Annotated in this window: 11 protein-coding genes; 5 read left to right on the forward strand and 6 right to left on the reverse strand. The window is 52.6% G+C overall.

Features of this window, described 5'->3' with window-relative positions:
* Window positions 1-4: 4 nt before the first annotated feature.
* Complete coding sequence (locus tag FE783_RS24075; protein ID WP_138881943.1) at window positions 5-1,969, reverse strand: hypothetical protein; 1,965 nt, start codon at window positions 1,967-1,969, stop codon at window positions 5-7.
* A gap of 66 nt (window positions 1,970-2,035) precedes the next feature.
* The gene (locus FE783_RS24080) at window positions 2,036-3,334 is read right to left on the reverse strand and encodes an ABC transporter substrate-binding protein (RefSeq protein WP_138881944.1); all 1,299 of its coding nucleotides are present in this window, start codon (window positions 3,332-3,334) and stop codon (window positions 2,036-2,038) included.
* A 289-nt stretch (window positions 3,335-3,623) separates the two neighbouring features.
* On the opposite strand from FE783_RS24080, the gene FE783_RS24085 reads away from it, so the two are divergent.
* On the forward strand, window positions 3,624-4,442 hold the full coding sequence (locus tag FE783_RS24085) for a helix-turn-helix transcriptional regulator (protein WP_138881945.1): 819 nt from the start codon (window positions 3,624-3,626) through the stop codon (window positions 4,440-4,442).
* Window positions 4,443-4,563: 121 nt separating this feature from the next.
* Here FE783_RS24085 and FE783_RS24090 read toward each other — a convergent pair whose 3' ends face one another.
* Window positions 4,564-6,069 carry a sulfatase family protein gene (locus FE783_RS24090; RefSeq protein WP_138881946.1) on the reverse strand — a complete coding sequence of 502 codons (1,506 nt, stop codon included), beginning with the start codon at window positions 6,067-6,069 and terminating at the stop codon, window positions 4,564-4,566.
* Between the two features lie 132 nt (window positions 6,070-6,201).
* On the opposite strand from FE783_RS24090, the gene FE783_RS24095 reads away from it, so the two are divergent.
* Window positions 6,202-7,059 (forward strand): AraC family transcriptional regulator, encoded by an 858-nt coding sequence (locus FE783_RS24095; RefSeq protein WP_138881947.1) that lies wholly within the window; start codon window positions 6,202-6,204, stop codon window positions 7,057-7,059.
* A 57-nt stretch (window positions 7,060-7,116) separates the two neighbouring features.
* Here the strand turns inward: FE783_RS24095 and FE783_RS24100 are convergent, their stop codons facing one another.
* Entirely contained in the window at window positions 7,117-8,229 is a 1,113-nt protein-coding gene (locus FE783_RS24100) for a response regulator (protein WP_138881948.1), read from the reverse strand.
* 377 nt (window positions 8,230-8,606) lie between these two features.
* Between FE783_RS24100 and FE783_RS24105 the strand changes: the two genes are divergently transcribed.
* Window positions 8,607-9,647, forward strand: a complete 1,041-nt coding sequence (locus FE783_RS24105; protein ID WP_138881949.1) for an HD domain-containing phosphohydrolase — start codon at window positions 8,607-8,609, stop codon at window positions 9,645-9,647.
* Window positions 9,648-9,698: 51 nt separating this feature from the next.
* A complete protein-coding gene (locus FE783_RS24110; protein ID WP_138881950.1) occupies window positions 9,699-10,064 on the forward strand; it encodes a response regulator in 366 nt (121 codons plus the stop codon).
* Window positions 10,065-10,329: 265 nt separating this feature from the next.
* On the opposite strand, the gene FE783_RS24115 is transcribed toward FE783_RS24110, so the two are convergent.
* Complete coding sequence (locus FE783_RS24115) at window positions 10,330-12,279, reverse strand: alpha-amylase family protein (RefSeq protein WP_138881951.1); 1,950 nt, start codon at window positions 12,277-12,279, stop codon at window positions 10,330-10,332.
* Window positions 12,280-12,501: 222 nt separating this feature from the next.
* Between FE783_RS24115 and FE783_RS24120 the strand changes: the two genes are divergently transcribed.
* On the forward strand, window positions 12,502-14,517 hold the full coding sequence (locus FE783_RS24120; protein ID WP_138881952.1) for a hypothetical protein: 2,016 nt from the start codon (window positions 12,502-12,504) through the stop codon (window positions 14,515-14,517).
* 235 nt (window positions 14,518-14,752) lie between these two features.
* Here the strand turns inward: FE783_RS24120 and FE783_RS24125 are convergent, their stop codons facing one another.
* On the reverse strand, window positions 14,753-16,435 hold the full coding sequence (locus FE783_RS24125; RefSeq protein ID WP_138881953.1) for a MutS-related protein: 1,683 nt from the start codon (window positions 16,433-16,435) through the stop codon (window positions 14,753-14,755).
* Between the last annotated feature and the right edge of the window lie 4 nt (window positions 16,436-16,439).

Consider the following 16,439-nt stretch of genomic DNA (forward strand, 5'->3'; position numbering starts at 1 on the left):
GCATTCACCTAAAAGTCCAGTCACCAACCAGCTCAAATATTTTGGTTTCTGCGCCATCCATGTTACGGAACGTTATATAGGCTCCGCGTTGCGTTGTTGTTGCTATTGTTTTAGTGGCACCATCGAGTGTTATTTTCAAGCCATGCACAGAGACACCATACGTTGTATGAGTTGATTCAGGGTCAAACACAACTTTTCTTACAGAAAAGTCTCGATCAGTCCGTATTTCACCTACCACTGTGTCAGTAGTGGCTCTATATCGAACAGTTGAACACGCGCGAACAGTAATTCTTGGTGATGATTTATCTAATACGGTCTCACCGTCTAATTTAAATGTAGAACCAAAAAACGGAAACTGTGTAAGTGTGGTCAAGCCTGCAGCGTATAAGCTTAATTTTCTTTCTGAATTCGGTGCACACAAGTAACGCGACTCTTGACGATACGGCACATCGCCCTCATACAAAGCCAAATTTACATTGCAATTCTCATGAACATTTAATGTAACCTCAAATGCCCCAATTGTTTCATTACCAACAGTACCGTTATAAGTATGACGCATTGGGAATGCTGTAACCGATCTAGCGATCTCGACATTCTTTATTCGACACTTACAGCCGCCTTTAACCCAACCGTTTTGCAAACCCATGTAGAGCCTGCCGCCAACAATAACATTCTCAATATCTACAAACCCAGTAGAACCGGTTTTGGTGCTAAAAAAACCCATGCATGTGTTTGTAGTGTTGTACAGCTTCATTGTTCCGATGATACGAACTTCGTATCTGCGTTCTTGATAGTTAACGCAATAGAGTCCTGCGTACACATCTTGAATTGTCGGGGAATCGATTAGCAGATTTATGCATTCCGGCAATTCACCGCCGATCGCGCCATTTGGCTCTATATCAATTCCTGCTTTAGGAAAGGTGCCTATCACCCCGTCATAATCGCCAACTTTTTCAATGAATGGTCGAATGATGGATACATTGACAAATGAACGAGGTGAGATCCCGTTACGTCTCGCACCTGAAATATATGGCTCAAAGATCGTTACGTTCGTAGGCTCATAACCGCCCTGAACGTTGGCTAGTCTTCCGATGTCTATGCCATCCCCCCAACAATCCATAATTCTCGGTTTGTGGAAATAAATATTTTCACAATCAAGAATTTGAAGTCCATGTCCCCACTCACCAGTTGTCCCTGTATGTCGCAGTCTGTCCCCCTCTAATTTAGCGTTAATTACAACAGCATTTTTTACGTTGTAAGTCTTTATCAGCTGATAAACTGTATTTGATGAACCTAATAGTTTTAACCATCCGTTCTCAGTAAAACTTAGAACAGAATTAGATAAAACGCTTAGTATGTAAGTATCTCCTGAACCCACCGCGCCATAGAACACAGCATCAATGACAAATGGTCTACCCTTAGACGTTGCGTAGGCATACCCGACGCGTAATTGTGATTTTTGACTTACCTTTACATCTGGAGTAGCAAACCACGAAGCATAGTAAGCGGGCTGTAAATCCATTACCCAATTTGAAGCTACAGTCACACCGTTTTCTGCTTCAGTTGTGTCGGGTGTATACGTATAAAACTTACCAATCGAGCGAACAAATACTCGAACACCATCTTCAACATCAAGCGCAATCATTTCAGCAATATCTGCAACAGTTCGAGTTCCTGCATCGTTTTGAACTGAAATCGCTTCCAAATTGGAGAACGTTTCATTGATCGCACCGACTAGATTGGATTTTTCTGCCGTCTTTAAGGAAGATAAATCTCCAATTTGATCATGGGGATTTCCAGCGCCATTTCCGTATGTCGCTGAAGTTACTGATGCTGCCGAATTGCTCTGGCCAAAAACTTGCGTCACCCCGCCGGTTGCGGCGAACGCAACTCCTGTTGCACCGAGAGCAGCAAGCAAATCTCTTCGACTCCTTTTCCCGTGTGTGCTATCCAATCGTTGATTGTCCATCTTAAAACTCCACCTCTCATTTTGAAATGGCTCCCCTTTCGATGAATCGAAAGGGGAATATCGGGTTTATTTGGCGCCTTTGACCTCAGCCAGCTTCTGCTTGATTCCTTCCTCTGCTTGCGATAACGCCTGATTGACGTCGATCGTCCCTTGCAAATACTCTTTGAATTTGGTTATGGCTATGCTCTCTCCCTGGCTGCGGTATTGTGAGGCAACCGGGTATGGGACGGGTTTGCTTTTGAAAATACTTGGCAAATGTTTATCTTTTAAACCAGGGTTGGTTGAGCCGAGCGCTTGCTTGATCGCATCGCTGGCGAGCGGCGACAAACGGCCGCGCTTGGACAGCTCCATCTGCACCTCATCCGAGCTCATCGTCTCGATGACGCTGACCGCATCCTGCTGATGCTTTGTCGCTTTGGTCGCGATGACCGTATACACGCTTGCATTGCCGTATGTGTTCGGCTTTTCCGGATAGCTCGGGTATTGTGCCACATCCCAACGAAGCCCTTCCTTATCCGCTGCAACGAGCTGGTTGAGGATGTTTAGATCGAGCAGCATGCCGAGCGTCTTGCTTTTCATAAACTGATCCTTCGGAGATTGCGCAATCAACTCGTTGCCTGGAATCGTGTATATCGCCTTTGCCAATTCAAACACACGCTTCCACATGTCGTTGTTGATCGTCACTTTATCGTTCGCGTCAAGTGCTCCCACACCAAGCGGCTGCGACATCCAAATAATCGTGTTGCCCGGGTCGAGACCACGGTACTGCACGCTACCATCGGTGCGTGTCACTTTTTTCGCCAGCTTCAGCACGTCGTCCCAATACATGCCATCGGTCGGGTAAGGCGCACCGGCTTTATCGAAAATGTCTTTGTTGTAATACAGCGCATGGTAGTTGACGTTAATCGGCAAACCGTACAGTTCGTTTTTGTCGGACGCGTTGCGGACATCTGTAATGTAATTGGCGTCAAAGCGGCTTAAGGACATGTTGCGCGCTTTGAACAACGGTTCCATGTCGAACACCAGTTCCAAATCCCGGTACGATGCGAGGGCGCCTGTATAAGTGACAATCAAATCCGGCGTACTGCCGGACGCCATCAGCTCATTCAATGTCGTTCCTTTTGCCTCCGGCACATATTCAAGCTTAATGTGCGGGTATTTCGCCTTGAGACGCTCCCCGACAACTTGCTGGAATTCTTCGTCGAGCAAGGATCCGACCGCTTGGCCGGTAATGCGAAGCGTTACCGGTGACGACTGATTCACTTTCGTTTCTGCGGCGTTGTCTTCTTTGCTGCCGCATCCGGACAGTACTACGACTGTTGCAGCGGTCAGCAGTGCGATTGTACGTGCTTGGAATCGATTCATATGTTAAACCCCCTGGTTTTCAAAATGAAGCAACGCCGAACGAACCTCCCCCTCAACAAGCAGTTGCGCCTGCTGCTTTGTATAGGTTGACACCATTTCTTTCTGTCGCGTTGCATTCTCTACTCCTCGTATGGGATCCCATTATGCCGTGTGCACACATTCATCATAAATGAAACCGTAATCCTTCTCCTATACAGGAAAGATGCATCGCACATGCACTTGATTTCACCTCTGACAAAACGATATAATGGGGCGCAATAAACGGTTTGTATGAGGAGTCGACCTAAAAATGGAACCGTATACACCGGCGCAATTGAGCCCCCAACTGGTTCTTCTGGCGGAGTGGGTGCAGAAGGAAGCATTTCAGCATCAATCGGTAAATGTTCCCTGGTGGATTTTGTTCTATGTACTGCAAGGGCAGTTTCAGTATCAAATCGGGAAGCACGAAGGAGTAGCTGGCCCGGACGACCTGCTGCTTTGCCCGCCGCACACACTATTTCGTCGTCATATGATTCGACCTTCAACGTTTCTGCTCGTCAACTTCAACTGGTTTTCCCTGCAAGGAGAGCGGATCGATTCAGACCGTCAGCTGGTGCCCAACCCGGTCGGAAAATTTGTTATTCAAGATATGCAGCGGCTTGCCTCGACTCATCTCCATTTTCAGAAACTGCTTGATCGGATCGATTCGTTTGCATTGGAGCGTCGCAATTTTTTGCTGCAAGACTTGTGGCACCTATATACGTGGGAGTGGGACTGCGCCCAACGGGATTTGCGAGGACAGGCAGACGATCCGTTGATAAAGCGTGCAGAGCAGTTTCTGCGCTTTCATGCGATGGGGCGTTTGTCGCTCAAATCACTATCCAGCGAGCTCGGTCTAAGTGCCGTGCAGTTTACGCGGCGCTTCAAAGCGGTGTACGGCATGTCTCCAACCGATTACGTCACCAGCTTACGGTTAAGCAAAGTGCGGACGCTGCTGCTGGAAACCCATCTGACGCTGAATGAAATTGCGAGCCAGTGCGGCTATGAGAACGGGCTGTACTTAAGCCGTGTGTTTTCCCAGAAAATGAACATCAGCCCGTCCCAATACCGGCAAAGCCATCATATATAGAACTGAAAGCTCCATTTACGATGCATTTAGTACGGTAAAGAACTTAAACATTTTGATAGTTCAAAAAAAGCTCCGCACCCTCGGCATCCGAGGGTCGGAGCTTTCTTTTTTCGGTTACGTGTCAGGCATGGGAAATACGCGGCATCGGCATCGACTCTTTGCCGAGCTCGGCCCATATATACTTAAGCAGCAGCTCGGATTTAAGCGCCAGTGCTTCCGGCTCGTCCCACAAATTGCGCAGCTCTCCCGGATCTTCCCCGAGATCGAATAATTCGCCGTAAGTCTCGTTATAGTAGACCGTTATTTTGTATCGTTCGCCCACATACGTTTTCTGATGAATCGTCGTCGGCTCGTGACGGAACTCGCAGATCGCGTGATCGCGCGCGCGCTCGGCCTTGCCTTGCCATACCGCGCTTTGGTCGATTCCCGTCATGGCGCAAGGCACCTCGATGCCGGACAACGATAAGAATGTCGGAGCCAAATCGACAAGCGACTGGATCGCATCCGACCGCTTCCCCGCCGGCACATGACCCGGATAACGGACGATGAACGGAAGCTTGATCAGATCCTCGTAATGGAATCCGCCCTTGTACTGCAAGCCGTGCTGCCCGTAAAAATGTCCATGGTCGGTCGTGAACACTACAATCGTATTGTCGGCGAGTCCGAGCTCTTCGAGCTTGTCCAAAATACGGCCGATATATTTGTCCATCAGGCTGACCATGGCGTAGTAAGTTGCCACCAGCTTCTTCCGCTCGTCTTCCGGCAGCAGATGAGAGCGGTAGCCGTGAGTGCTGAAGCCCGATTCCTGCAGATGGCTGAAGTTCGGCTTCTCTTGCTGGGTCATTCCGAAATGCGGAGGATTCCGGTCATGCTCTCCGGGCGATAGCTCCGGTATCGTCAACCGCTCCGGATCGTACATCGTATCCCATGGCTCCGGGACCAAATAATCCGGGTGGGGATCGAAGAAGCTGGACCATAGGAAGAACGGCTCATCGTTTTGCTTGTATTGCTCCAGCAGTGCACCCGACCGCTCGGCAATCCAAGTGTTGTAATGATATTGCTCCGGAATGGCCCACTTGTGCAGCGTCCTTTCCATCGTACCGGTCGGCGGCAGGAAATAATCTCTCCAGTTGGCGCAGCCCTTCTCCTCCATCCAGATCGCGTAATGCTGCCCGACCAGAAATTCGTTCGTATGATTCCGCGCCAGCTCGATATGATCGAAGCCGTAGAACGGACCGTTGAACTTACGCCAGAAATCCAAGTCCTGCAAAATCCCGATCGATTCCAGAGAGGAATAGTTCCCGGTTGCCCGTGTCGGCTGAAAATGCGCCTTGCCGACAAGCGCGGTTTTGTAGCCTGCGGACTGAAAATCTTCGCCGACGGTATGCCGGTCCTCCAGCAATTTCGTGCCGAGCGTCCAGGCGCCATGCTGACTCGGGTACATCCCCGTAATAATGGAAGCGCGGGTCGGCGTGCAGGTCGGATTCGGGCAATACGCCCGCGTAAACGTGGTCCCTTCGCTTGCCAGCCGGTCGAGGTTCGGTGTCTTTAGCTCGGGATTGTTCATCCCGAGCGTATTCCAATGCTGCTGATCGCTCGTGATAAGCAAAATGTTCGGTCGCTTCAAGTGCGCTACAGCTCCTCTCGAGAAAGTTCAAGTCGATCTCCATCGGCCATATCTTCAATTTAGCTTGCATCGCGGCCGTTGGAAATACCATAATGTATTTATCAAAATGTAGGGTAAGGGAGCTTGCCGACTATGCGGGAGTATACCAGCGAATACGCGGACTATTGGTTCAACGTTCCTACCGGATTCGAGAAGTCGGGCGGAATTTGGCTCGTCAGAGCCGGAATCAATACGGCGAAAGCGAATTATGAAGCCGGACCGAAACAAATCGATTGCTTCGGCCTCCATTTTATGATTGACGGTTGCGCAGAGCTGGAGTATGACGGCCAATCGATCAGGATGAACAAAGGGGATCTATTTTGTTTATTCCCGCATATGACGTACAAATACCGCACCGTACCGGCGGCGCAGACGCCTCTACGTATGCTATGGCTGACGATGGACGGACCGCAGACGAGAGCGCTGCTGGAAATGTCCGGCATAACGCAGGAGCGGCCCTACCGGCTCAAAGCCATCAGCCGTTCCGTCCGCGACGCGCTGAAACAAGCCGAGGAGTATATCCGGGATAAGCGGGCAGGCAGACTGAAGCTGACCGCCTTTATCCTTCAGCTATTCGCCATGCTGGAGCTTACCGCCTCCAACGGCTCCAAGGAAACGTACATTGGTTATTCCGCCGAAGGGGAATGGATTGATTGGGCGGTCCGCTACTTGCGCCTGCATTACACTGAACCGCTTCGCATAGAGCAGCTCGCCCAGCTCGTAGGCGTTCATCGCACCCATTTCTCCCAAGCCTTCGCCAAAAAGTACGGCCTCGCTCCCCAGCAGTTTCTGCTTCGGCTTAGAATCGACCGTGCGAAAGAGCTGCTGCGCGATACGGGTCTGTCCGTAGGAGAGATCGCCCTGTCCATCGGCTATCCGGATTTGTATGCCTTCTCCCGGGCGTTCAAGACGCATACGGGCCAATCTCCGAGCGAATACCGCGACGGCTGACCGCCAGGAACGTTCGCCGCACGGCAAAGAAGAGCTTCCTTCGTTGCAGGAAGCTCTTCACCTATAATTGTCCATAAAGCTATTAATCCGGCTGGACGGCTGCAAGCCCAATTCTTTGCCGAGCCGGTCCCGCAGCTCTTCGTACAGCTTGTGAATGGCGGCGACGTTTCCCGTTTCGGCCAACAGCTGCAGCAGTTTGTCGTAATAAGTTTCCGAGTAGGGCTCCAGCGTGATCAGCTTTCTCCAAATCGATTCCCGTTCCTCGCCGGATGCGGACGAAGCGTTCCACTCGAGCATCCGTATGTAATCCGTCCGCACCTGCTGGCGCATCGGAGCCGACCACGGATAGTCCTCGTCCTCCAGCAAATCGCCCCGGTACAGGGAGAGCCATTCTTTAACGAATCCGCCTTCGTTCTTATCGGACAATTCCTTCAACCTATCGACATCGCTTTGAATAAAGTCGGTCCGCATCACATAACGCTCGTCGGCAAAGGAAATGGCGCTCGGGTAGCCGAGCTTCTTCAGCAAGCTTCTCAAATGATACAACGTCGTATGAAATAAAGGCTGCGCCCGCATCGCCTCGGTATGAGGCCATAAATCGCCCACAATCCGGTGGCGGTGAACCGGCGCTCCTTGAGCGTACCAAAGATAGGCGAACAGCTCCTTCACTTTCCGGGTACGCCACGATACGAGATGATGGCCGGCGTCGTATAACTCCAGACTGCCCAATACGTTCAGCCGCAAACGCAGAGGCCTGTCCCCTTCGGCCGGCATCGTTTCCTCCGAAGCTGCCTCTCCGCGCTGCGGCTCGCGCTTCTTGTGGAATCGGTCCAACGCTTTGAGCAGCCTGCTTTTCGATACCGGCTTCAATAAATAGTCCATCGCTTCCAAATCGAAGGCATTGACTGCATAATGCTGATATGCGGTTACGAACACGATGGTCAATCCGGGATTGACCGACAATAACCGTTCCGCTGCAGCCAAGCCGTTCATTCCCGGCATCTCGATATCCAGAAAGGCAAGGTCGGCCTCCAGCCGGGCCATCTCGTCCAAAGCGTCGGCTGCGCGGCTGAACTTCCCCACTACCGTCACACCGCCTATATCCGTAAGCATTATGTCGAGCAAATCCAGAGCATGCTCCTCGTCGTCGATCAATACGGCCCTTATCATGCGTTTCCTCCGGCATCCAAAACTTGACGATTCTCTATTCCATTATAAAACGAACCTCGCGAAAAAACCTCACATCTGCACGTCACATCCCGAGAAAGGACAAGCGGCGGCGGTTTCATAGAAAATAATGGTTTTTGCCAGCGAGCGAGAGCGGCGAAGCATATTTAAGATTCATGGATCAATCGCGTAATAAAGCCCATTTAACACTTGTTGACACCATTCTTTACCATAAGATAACATGTTTCTGATCATGATTGGTAGGATAGGCGAACTATTGCCTTTTGCCTAGTCCAACTATAACTTCGGAAACAAACGGACATAAATCCCGGTTCTTTACACGCGACATTTGACGGGACCGGACCGTAAGGAGCATTGCTATGGACGACGAATGGATTCGCAGCGCCAAGTTTCTCATCGTGGACGACCAGGAGTATAACGTAAGTTTGTTGGAGCGGATTTTGAGCCGGGCCGGATTTTCCAATTGGCGGTCGACGACGGATCCATTGCTTATCGATTCGCTATACGACGAGCTCGCTCCCGACATCGTTCTGCTGGATTTGCACATGCCGGTGATGGACGGATTTACGGCATTGAAGCTGCTTCGGAGCAAAGTCAGCGAGCAGCAGTACTTGCCGATTCTCGTACTGACCGCCGACGTCTCGAGCGAAGCCAAACAGAAGGCGCTGCACGACGGCGCGAACGATTTCCTGACGAAGCCGTTCGATAAAACGGAAGTCGTTCTCCGAATAACGAATTTGTTAAAAACGCGATACCTCCACCTGCAGCTGCATAGTCATAATTCGCAGCTGGAAAACCGGGTCAAGGAAAGAACGAAAGAGCTCGAGAAAGCGAAGTTCGAAATATTGGAGCTGCTCGGCAGAACTTCGGAGTACCGGGACGACATGACGGAGCAGCACACTCAGCGCGTAGGTCAAATGTCCGGCTTGATCGCCCGCGAGTTGGGACTTCCCGAAAGCGAAGCCGAGCTGATCCGGCTCGCCGCTCCGCTGCACGATATCGGAAAAATCGGCATTCCGGATCAAATATTGCTGAAGCCGGGCCGCTTTACCGATGAAGAATTCGAGCATATGAAAACCCACACGTCCATCGGAGCGAGCATACTGGAAGGCAGCTTGTTCCCGGTGCTGCAGGTAGCCCGGGTGATCGCGTTGACCCATCACGAGCGATGGGACGGATGCGGGTATCCGAACGGTTTGAAGGGCGATGAAATCCCGCTCGCGGGCCGAATCGTGGCGCTGGCCGACTTTTACGATGCATTGACCCATGAACGGCCTTACAAGAAAGCATGGACAACGGAAGAGACGGTCGAGGAAATCCGCAGCCGTCGGGGAACCCATTTCGATCCGGAAATCGTGGACCTTTTCCTCAACCTGATAGATCGGCGGGTGCCCGTATGAAAGACATAGCTTTCATGTTCCGCCTTTAGTTAAAGAAACGAGGAGTCGCCGATGCACAAAATATTGCTCGTGGAAGACAACGAAATGAACCGCGATATGCTGAGCCGCCGTCTTATGCGCAAGGGATACCAGGTGCTCGAGGCGATCGATGGCCGGCAAGGCATCGAGATGGCTTCGAATGAGCTGCCCGATCTCATCCTGATGGATATGAGCTTGCCCGAGATCGACGGCTGGGAAGCGACGAAGCGAATCAAGCAGTCGCCCGGCACGCGGCATATTCCGGTTATAGCGCTTACGGCCCATGCGATGTCGAGCGACCGGGAACGGGCGCTCGATGCCGGCTGCGACGACTTCGATACGAAGCCGGTCGATTGGAACCGGCTGCTCGGCAAAATGCAAGATTTGCTGGGCGGGTAACAGGTGCTGTGGCAAAGGAACAAATCCCCCAGAAGTGAAGCTGGCCTCCGACGCCGATTCCGTCGGAGCAGCTTTGCTGCTCTCGCAACATTAGCTTCAACTGGAACACGAATGTGCTTCGCTGAATTGCATCGATCAAAGCTATTGTTATTACTTCTGGGGGAGCCCCCGTTATTCACAGAAATTAGCTTCGCATAATTTCCTATGCAACAAAAAAGCGGACTCCCTGCACCAACGGAGTCCGCTTCTTTATGGGATTCGGCGGTTACCGTTCGACGACCACCATCAGGTAGCCCGGAATTTCCGGCAGCCGGATGCGCGCATATCCGTCGGCGATATCGTAAGGAATCGGCTTCCGGTCCGGAGCGGAATAAATTTGCTTGACGTCTTCTCCGCGAAGGCTGACGACGCCGCCGTGAACGACATTATGCTCCTCGATGACGTTATACTTACCGCGAAGCTCAGGGTAAGTCGTCTTCACGTGAACGATGTCCATCCCATCCTTCCGCGTGACCGCAACCCTCGCCGTCGACGGGATTCGTTCGCAACGGACGAGTGGATCGGGCATAAACTGCGCGATACAGTGCTGGAGCAAATATTTGTATTCCGGATAGGCGTTCTCGCCGTATCCGAGGAACAGCTGAAAGCCGATTTGATACACCCGTCCCGAACGCAGAACGGCAGGAAGGCCGGAAGCCTTCTTGGGCGGCGTATAGTAGTAACCATGGAAGCCGTCCCAATGTTTGTTCGAATACGCGTCATAATCGTCGGCTATCGTTTCGGCGCCCGGTTTCCCCTCCAGCATAATCCCTTGCTTGTATACGGCGTACGTGAAGTCCGGATCGAACCGCTCCGATCGTTCCAGCATTTTGAAGTAGGAAACGTTCCGCGTATCAGCCCCCTTGTATTCCATGTTCCAGGCGTCGATCGCGAACTTCGTCCGTCCGGCGTCCAACCCGGAGAAGCCGGTGCTTATGATCCCTCCTCCGGCGGCAAGATGACGCTCCAGCTTCTCCTGCAGCAACGGGGTTATCGTGATCTCGTCCGGAAGGACGATTACTTGGTAACCCGAGAAATCCCCTTTCTCCTCGACGATATTAAACGTATACTTCAGTTCCCCCAGCATGCGGGCGGCCGCATACAGCAGCTTCTGCCCTTTCGGAAAGCGGGGATTGTTCGCGCCCAGATCGCTTCCCGCAGGCAGGACGACCGCGATTTCGGCTGCGGCCTGCGCGCCGTCGGTCCACGGCTCATACCGTTCGATGTCGGCGTACACCTCGCCGATAAGCCGGTATACCGCCGGATCGAGTCCGTCCCGGGGATGCATATGATCGCCTACCGAAGTAGCGATCCCGTTGCTGATCGCATCCCAGCAATCGTATTCCAGCGAAGCCTTGCTCTTCAGCCCGCCGAAATCGCCCCAGCTTGCATGGAACCGTCCGGTCATGTAGAGCACCTGCTTGCCGAGCGTTCGGGTATAGGCGGCTTGCGCTGCGAAGTAATCGTAGCCCCACGCCCCGGGCAAACATTCGATTTCGATATGCGAGCCCATCCCTTCGCAATGAATATGGCCGAGTCCGTTCGGCAGCAGCAAAATATCGTCACCGGTAATTTTTTTGACGTCCCAGCAAAAATCGATCACCTTTTGCCTCGTAAACGACTGCACGGCTTGATCGTTCAAAGGATCTTGACCGCATGCCTTCAACTCCTCCTGGCATTCGTTCCCGTAGCACGGATTCATCACGAGACAGTCGAGAAATACGCCGTCGATCGGGTACCGCTCCACCACCTCCCGAATCATCCCGAGCATGTAATCCTTATATCCCGAATTGAGACACATAAGCCGGAAAAAATTGCCCGTACGGTCCCCCCATATGACTTGTCCGTCCTTGTTGACGACCGTCCATTCTCTCCGCTTGCGGGCCATCTCGTGATCGAGGCCGATATTGAAATAAGCCGCCACCCCGATCCCTTCCTTGTGGCATTCCTCCACCATTTCCCCGAGCATATCGCCTTTCATGTAAGGATACGGAATACCGATCGCCGTAGGATAGTAGGCAAAGCCGAGGTTGCACTTCGCGAATACGTTGATGAAGTCGACTTTGGCGTCTTTCAGCGTACGGGCGAATGACTTCGCGTCGAAATGCTCGGCAAAATCGGTTACGTTCGGCATCGTGTGGAAGTCAAGATGGACGGCTCTTTTTAAACTTCTCATTGGATGACCTCGCTTTATTATATAATATTTATTAACTTTATATAGAATATATCATATATATGAAGTCTGCGGATATAAAAAATTTGCGGCATTCCGACAGCCCGTTCATTCTCCGATAAAATGTACAAAATCCCGGCGAGTTCAGCACAATACACGGAATAGCGGCTTTAGTATACTAGCCCTGTAGCATCTTGCATTTATCCGGCAGAAGGGAAAGTGATTATGGCGGTAAGGCATGACGAAAAAAACGGGAAACGATTGTTTTTGTGCTGTTCGGACCAAAACGATATGTACCGCGCATTGCGGGAAGCCGGCATAGGCGTCGATCGATTCGACAATGTGGACGATGCGCTGCGGCAAGCTGCCGAAGAAGCCGGGTTGTTTATTATGTCCGACCGGTATCCGGCAGCGGGTCCCGTATTAAATGAAAGTCATCTACAAGTGATTGAAAGCAAACGTTTGAAGCTTTATGTGGAATATCCGCAATCATTCTCCGGTTTGACCGTCGGGAGCCCAAAATCGGCGAGCGGAGAGCGGGTCGTCGCCGCTTCGGACATGTTCGCGCCGCAAGCGGAGCCGATGACGATCATGGCCATGCACGGCTGCTGGTACGTTCCTCTCGAAATGCCGGACAAGGCGGCGGTTCATCTCGTTCTCGCACGCGTAACCGGCTATGACAAGGCGGTTTTCGGACTGCCGGACTCGGCCGTGCCGCTCCTCTACCAATTGCCAAATCGGGACGTGCTGATCGCTGCAAGCGCCTTAAGCCGCGTTATCGGTGGACGTTATGCGCCGCTTGCCGTCTGGCATACCGTTTGGAAGCGCATACTGACTTGGGCGGGTTATCCGCATGCAGCGGAAGCGTTGCGATGGGAGCCGGCCGTGCGCACGCAGTGGACCAAGGACGAGCCTCTGCCGCATGATGCGGAATCGCAAGCGCTTCTCCGTTCGATGCAATGGTTTCGCGGTCATGCGGTATATAGCATCGATTCCAATAAAGGCGTGATCGAAGGGTTCGAATCGAATATACGCAGCGACGGAAAGCAGCTCATGCGCGCATGGCTCCGAGCGGATTGCATCGCCGAGTCGGCGATGGCTTTTGCATTCGACTATACGGTTCACGGGAATCCGGACAGCAAGCAATTGGCGGAGCAAATGCTCGACACGGTTTGGATGGACCGCAGCTTTTACAACGACCGTCCGGGGGATTCGGACTACGGCCTTGTCAATTGGTACGACCGCAGGCCGGTGTTTTACGGCGACGACAATGCCCGTGTCATATTGGCAACGCTAGCCGCACGCTCCGTCTTGGATACCGATCGTTGGGATGAACGGGTTTCGGCTTGCTTGCTGGGCAACCTCCGTACTGCGGGCACCGACGGCTTCCGGCGTCCTTTTCTGGAAACCGGCAAATCGTTTGCAAACGGTCGCGATTGGAAGTTTTATGAAGGCGAGTCTTACATCCACTTGGCCCCCCATTACCAGTGCTATTTATGGGCTTGTTATTTGTGGGCTTATGCGATGACGGGCTGCGAGCCGTTTCTCTCGAAAGCGAAGAAGGCGATTCGCATCACGATGGAGGCGACGCCGTCTCGCTGGACATGGACGAACGGTTTGACGCAGGAAATCGCGCGAATGATACTTCCGCTGTCGCTGCTGGTCGAGATCGAGGACACCGAGGAGCATCGCTCCTGGTTGACCCGAATGACGGATATGCTGCTGTCGCGAATGGAGCCGTGCGGCTCGGTCCGGGATATTCTGGGGCCTCTGGAGAACGGCCGTTATCCGCCTCCGCGTTCGAATGAAGAATACGGCAAGCACGAAGCATCCTTGATGCAGGAAGAAGATGATCCCGTATGCGATCTGTTGTATACGGCCAACTGGGCGCTGATCGGCTTGCATGAAGCTTATGCGGCGACCGGAGACGTCAAGCTGAAGGAAGCGGAAGACCGGCTCATCTCCTTCTTGTGCCGGATCCAGGTCAGATCCGCTGCCCATCCTTATCTCGACGGCGCATGGATGCGCAGCTTCGACGATGTGAAGTGGGAATATTGGGGCAGCTCCGCGGATAACGGCTGGGGCCCGTGGTGCGTCGAGACCGGCTGGACGAACAGCTGGATCGCGAGCGTAATGTCCATGAGGAAGAATGGAACCCGACTGTTTGATAGGCGCGGGGCCGACTCTTTCCGCAGAACGATTCCGCAATTGGCCCGAGATATGGGGATAAGCGGAGCATAGCGGCAAAGAAACCTCCAAAACCTTGCGGTGATGGAGGTTTCGCTATGATGATTATTATGCCTTAGCCGTCGAAAAAGGATGGATCGACGTTCGCCAGACCCACTATCATGAGCATGTATACCGGGAAGAAGACAGCGGGCGGATCGCCCGCATTTTGGCTGAGCTATAGGCTTGACGCAAAAAAGCCGGGTAACCTCCGATTGGAGTTACCGGCTTTATTGATTTGCAGAACCTTCTATAACGCTTCCGGCTCATTCCTGTCCCGTCTATGCAAGGAAGCCATCAATCCCTCGTAAGTCAATCCGTACTTTTCCGCTATGTCCCGCGCGTAGCTGGTGCCTGCCGGGCGGGAACGGCTTATTTTGTAGCTCCGTCTGCCGGTATCCGAATGCTCCGCTTCCAGTTCGGCCGTGAGGCTGTCGATCCGGCCCGTATCCGAATCGGCCCGTTTATTCAAGTCGTCGATGCTCCTCGCCAGCTCGTGCAAATGCGTCGAGAACAGCACCCGGCAGCCCGCCGTACGCAAGCCTAGAAGCACTTGCTCGGCAATGTAATTCGCTTCCAAGGCGCTCGTCCCCGAGAACGTCTCGTCCATCAGCAGCAAGCTGTGCTCGGTCAGCTTCTGGCAAATCGTCATAAGCCGCTGGCATTCGTCGCCGAATCTGCCGGTCGCCTTGCGGTCGCTGTCGTCCGGAAAATGAACGAAGATTTGATCGACCGGACTCATCGACGCAGAGAAAGCTGGTACGAAAATCCCCAGCTGGAACAACAGCTGCGCGATGCCGACCGCCTGCACGAATACGGTCTTTCCTCCCTGATTCGGTCCGGTCAGGATGTAGATCATCCCGTTCGCATCGAACTTGATCGGATTCAGCACGACCTTGTTGGTCGCTCTCTCATCCAATATCTTTTGTTGATCCAGCACGATCGCGGGGTTATACAGGCCGTTGATCTCGAATGCTTTGCGTTCCTTCGGCTCCACACGCGGCTTGCATACGGGAACTCCGGCATCCCGCAGCTTGTTGACAAGCGATACTCCTCCCAGGAGAAAGCGGATCTCGTCCACGAGATTGATCAGAAATTTGGACTCGGAATACGTATAAGCCCGAACAACCGGCCGCCAGCTCCGGATCGAGGACTTAAACACCGTATTGAGCGCACTGTTGACGGCGGCCCGGAAGCCGTTCGTCTGTTCGTGCGTCAACCCTTTTCCTACGACTTCCAGCGGCGCTATACAGTTGAAAGGATCATTGCTGAAATCCATTCTGAGCAATTTGTCGATAATTTTGCCGGATTGGAACCTCGACTCATGAACGGCAACGACACCGGCCTCGTACGGCCGGAATTGTTCGTCCAGATTGACACCGACCGTGATGCTCTTGATACTTCTGATGCTGGTCGAAATTCTATCATATTCCGCCTTCAGATTGCGGAACGGCCCGCTCTCGCCTATTCGTTTCAGCTGTTCGGCCAAAGCGCGCAAGCCGGCCGACCGCAGCGTCACCCGTTCTTTTTGGAAAAAATCGTACAGCCGATCGATAAGACCGATATACAGCTCGATCTCGGAAATGCTGGTCAGCTCCGCCGCCGTATCGGTGGCTTGCACTTTATCGATCTGCTGCAGCTCCTTCATATCCTCGAGATCGGGCAGCAGCGTCTGCAGCAGCTTGGCCAACGGTTCGTTATCCATTAAATCTTCCAATACGTCGAGTCTATAAGAAATAACTTCGATTTTGTCGGTAAAATAACCGATCGGATTTTTCTGATGAGGCTTAAACCGGTTCGTATTGCGCATGACGCCGAATAACGATTCCGCCGCGAGCGCCGATACTAGTGTCGGCTCCGCTACGGCCGTACCGGACGCTCTTTGCATCCCCCCTTGCGGATACAGCAAGCTGAGTTCAGGCTTATCTGCCATTCCA

This window comes from Paenibacillus mesophilus (assembly GCF_005938385.1).
Lineage (GTDB): Bacteria > Bacillota > Bacilli > Paenibacillales > NBRC-103111 > Paenibacillus_AB > Paenibacillus_AB mesophilus.